This is a genomic window from Halorhodospira neutriphila, assembly GCF_016584055.1.
Taxonomy (GTDB): domain Bacteria; phylum Pseudomonadota; class Gammaproteobacteria; order Nitrococcales; family Halorhodospiraceae; genus Halorhodospira; species Halorhodospira neutriphila.
In genome coordinates, this window is sequence record NZ_NRSH01000186.1 from 1 (window position 1) to 3,052 (window position 3,052).

The 3,052-nt window shown below is 74.1% G+C and carries 3 protein-coding genes and 1 pseudogene; 2 read left to right on the forward strand and 2 right to left on the reverse strand.

Annotated elements, in window-relative coordinates; all coding sequences use genetic code 11:
- Nucleotides 1-366, reverse strand: a pseudogene (locus CKO13_RS11465) (MlaA family lipoprotein); the annotation flags it as partial.
- A 43-nt stretch (nt 367-409) separates the two neighbouring features.
- On the opposite strand from CKO13_RS11465, the gene CKO13_RS11470 reads away from it, so the two are divergent.
- Nucleotides 410-670, forward strand: a complete 261-nt coding sequence (locus tag CKO13_RS11470) for a hypothetical protein (RefSeq protein ID WP_200261149.1) — start codon at nt 410-412, stop codon at nt 668-670.
- On the opposite strand, the gene dxs is transcribed toward CKO13_RS11470, so the two are convergent.
- Entirely contained in the window at nt 667-2,571 is a 1,905-nt protein-coding gene (gene dxs / locus CKO13_RS11475) for a 1-deoxy-D-xylulose-5-phosphate synthase (protein WP_200261151.1), read from the reverse strand. The two genes, CKO13_RS11470 and dxs, sit on opposite strands and share 4 nt — an antisense overlap.
- 189 nt (nt 2,572-2,760) lie before the next feature.
- Here dxs and CKO13_RS11480 point away from each other — a divergent pair, with 189 nt between their 5' ends.
- A complete protein-coding gene (locus CKO13_RS11480) occupies nt 2,761-3,012 on the forward strand; it encodes a hypothetical protein (protein WP_200261153.1) in 252 nt (83 codons plus the stop codon).
- Nucleotides 3,013-3,052 lie beyond the last annotated feature (40 nt).

A 3,052-nucleotide genomic window follows, 5' to 3' on the forward strand; every position in this document is an offset into this window, starting at 1 on the left:
CTCCCAGTCCCCCCACGCCTCGTCGTCGCTGAGCTTCTCCCGGCGGTTCTGCAGGTACGACTCCCGCGTGAAGATATAGGGGTCGGCCTGCGTCCGCTCGAGGAGCTCGTCCAGGGAGAGCAGCTCGACGCGCACCTGCACCACGTTGAGCGCGACGATGCCGTAGCGCGCCGCGGGCTCGAGGCCGGCCCAGCGAGGGGGGCTGTGGTAGTCGCGGGTGGCGTAGCCGATCCCGGTCCCGGTGGCGTCGCGCACGCTGCTCGGGCCGAGGAAGGGGAGGACCAGGTAGGGCCCGGCGGGGGTGCCCCAGCGGCCCAGGGTGAGGCCGACGTCGGTGTCCTCCCCCTCGATCCCCGCCGCGCCGGTGTCGAATCGTCCCTTGAGGAAGGCTGCTCAGGAGGGGAGCGTCATGTTCAACGTCCCCCCGATCCGCGACACCCACCGGGACATCCGCCTGCGCCGGCTCCAGGAGATCGCCGTGATCGAGCCGGTGGCGCCCTACCCGCGCATCGAGCCCACCGGCCACAGCAGCGATGAGCCGCAGCGGCCCGAGGCGGTCGAGCAGCGGCTGCGCCAGCGCCGCCGGGGAGCGCCGCGCGAGGACCCCGCGCAGCACCGCGCGGGCGGCGGCGCGGACGACGGCGAGCACTACCTCGACGAGTACGCCTAGCCGCTGCGGCGCCGCCCGCCGCCGCCCTGCCCGGCCTGCAGCGCGGCGACGCTCCGCTGCAGGCCGGCGGCGTCGAGCCCCAGCTCGGCGAGCTGCTCGGCGCGCTCGCCGTGGAGGATCGGGCGGTCCGGCAGGCCGAGGTGGGTCACCGGCGTCCGGTCGCCGAGGCGCGCCAGGCACTCGGCGACGGCGCTGCCCGCCCCGCCGGCGACGACGTTCTCCTCGACGGTCACCAGGTGGTGGTGCTCGGCGGCGAGCTGGCGCACCAGCGCCTCGTCGAGGGGCTTGACGAAGCGCATGTTGACCACCGTGGCGTCGAGCTCGGCGCCCGCCGCCTCCGCCTCGGGCAGCAGCGCCCCGAAGGCGAGCAGGGCGACGCCGGAGCCTCCCCGGCGGCGGACCTCGCCGCGGCCGACGGGCAGCGGCTCGAGGTCCTCGGGCAGCGCCGCGCCGGCGCCGCTGCCCCGCGGGTAGCGCACGGCGCTCGGCCCGTCGAGGGCCAGGCCGGTGGCGAGCATCCGCCAGCACTCGGCCTCGTCGCCGGGGGCCATGACAGTCAGGTCGGGGACGCAGCGCAGGTAGCTGAGGTCGTAGGCGCCCTGGTGGGTCGCCCCGTCGGCGCCCACGATGCCGGCGCGGTCGACGGCGAAGAGCACCGGCAGCCGCTGCAGGGCCACGTCGTGGAGGAGCTGGTCGTAGGCGCGCTGCAGGAAGGTGGAATAGATGGCCACCACCGGGCGGGTCCCCTCGCAGGCGAGACCGGCGGCGAGGGTGACGGCGTGCTGCTCGGCGATGCCGACGTCGAAGAAGCGCTCGGGGTGGTGCCGGGCGTAGTCGACGAGCCCGGAGCCCTCCCGCATCGCCGGCGTGATGGCCACCACGCGGGAGTCGGCGGCGGCGGCGTGGCAGAGCCAGCGGCTGAAGACGCCGGTGTAGTTGAGCCGGCCTGCCTGCTTCTTCTGCAGCCCCTGGGACGGGTCGAAGCGGCTGACGCCGTGGTAGGAGATCGGGTCGGCCTCGGCCGGCCCGTAGCCCTTGCCCTTGCGGGTGACCACGTGGAGCAGCCGCGGCCCCGGCTGGTCGCGCAGGTTGCGCAGCACGCGCACCAGCCCCTCGACGTTGTGGCCGTCGACGGGGCCGAAGTAGTGGAAGCCGAGCTCCTCGAAGAGGGTCGCCGGCGCCAGCAGCCCCTTGACGTGCCCCTCGGTGCGCCGGGCGAGCTCGTGGACCGGCGGCAGGCGGCGGAGCACGTCCCGGGCGCCGCGGCGCAGCTGCCCGGCGATCGGCTCGGAGAGCAGCCGCGTGAGGTAGTTCGACAGGGCGCCGACGTTCTCGGAGATGGACATCTCGTTGTCGTTGAGCACCACCAGCAGGTCGGCGCCGACGTCGCCGGCGTGGTTCAGGCCCTCGAAGGCCTCGCCGGCGCTCAGGCCGCCGTCGCCGATGATGGCGACGCAGCGGCGCCGCGGGCCGCAGCCGGCGCGCTGGGCCAGCGCCATCCCCAGGGCGGCGCTGATGCTCGTCGACGAGTGCCCGGCCCCGAAGGCGTCGTAGGGGCTCTCGTCGCGCACGGGGAAGCCGGCCGGCCCCCCCGCCTGGCGGATGCGCGGCAGCTCCCGGCGGCGCCCGGTCAGCACCTTGTGGGCGTAGCACTGGTGGCCCACATCCCAGACCAGGCGGTCCTGGGGCGTGTCCAGGGCGTAGTGCAGGGCGAGGGTCAGCTCGACGGCGCCGAGCCCGGCGGCGAGGTGGCCGCCGCTGCGCGAGACGCTGTCGACGAGGTACTCGCGCAGCTCCTCGGCGAGCGCCGGCAGCTGCTCGAGCGACAGCATGCGCAGGTCGTCGGGGTCGTTGATGGTCGTAAGCAGAGGATCCCCTCCTTCGTGTGCGCCTGTGACCATACGGGTATGGTACCCGATTTGACCCGCCGCTAGCCTAGACCATCCCGACGGGCTCGAGGCGATTCCTGCAAGATGCATTGAATGCCTCGATGAACACAACCCAAACCCAACGCATAGCCTATTCAAGAGTGCGGGCTCCCAGTCGCCAAGGAGGGGGAAGGCAGCCCTCTAGAGAGGTAAGCGGAGCCTATGGATCCGGTCAGCGCCCTATCCCTCGGTGTCGGCCTCTACGGCGCCTACAAGGGCTACCAGGCCCGGGAGGACATCCAGGAGAGCCTCGAGGAGCAGTCCGAGACGCTCCAGAAGGGGCTCCAGCAGCGGTGCAGCGGCTGCGAGGAGGGCGCCTCCGCCGGCGACGGCGCGGCGCAGGGGGGCGGCGCCGCCGCCTCGAGCCCAGCGAAGGAGCCCGGCAAGGGCGGCAACGTCGACACCACCGCCTAGGCCGCAGCCGCCGGCGCCCCCCCGCTCCCCTCCTCGACCT

What these genes read in the sequence shown, in the direction of transcription:
- CKO13_RS11470 (WP_200261149.1), top strand. Translation starts at nt 410, where the DNA reads ATGTTCAACGTCCCCCCGATCCGCGACACCCACCGGGACATCCGCCTG.
- dxs (WP_200261151.1), bottom strand. Translation starts at nt 2,571, where the DNA reads ATGGTCACAGGCGCACACGAAGGAGGGGATCCTCTGCTTACGACCATC.
- CKO13_RS11480 (WP_200261153.1), top strand. Translation starts at nt 2,761, where the DNA reads ATGGATCCGGTCAGCGCCCTATCCCTCGGTGTCGGCCTCTACGGCGCC.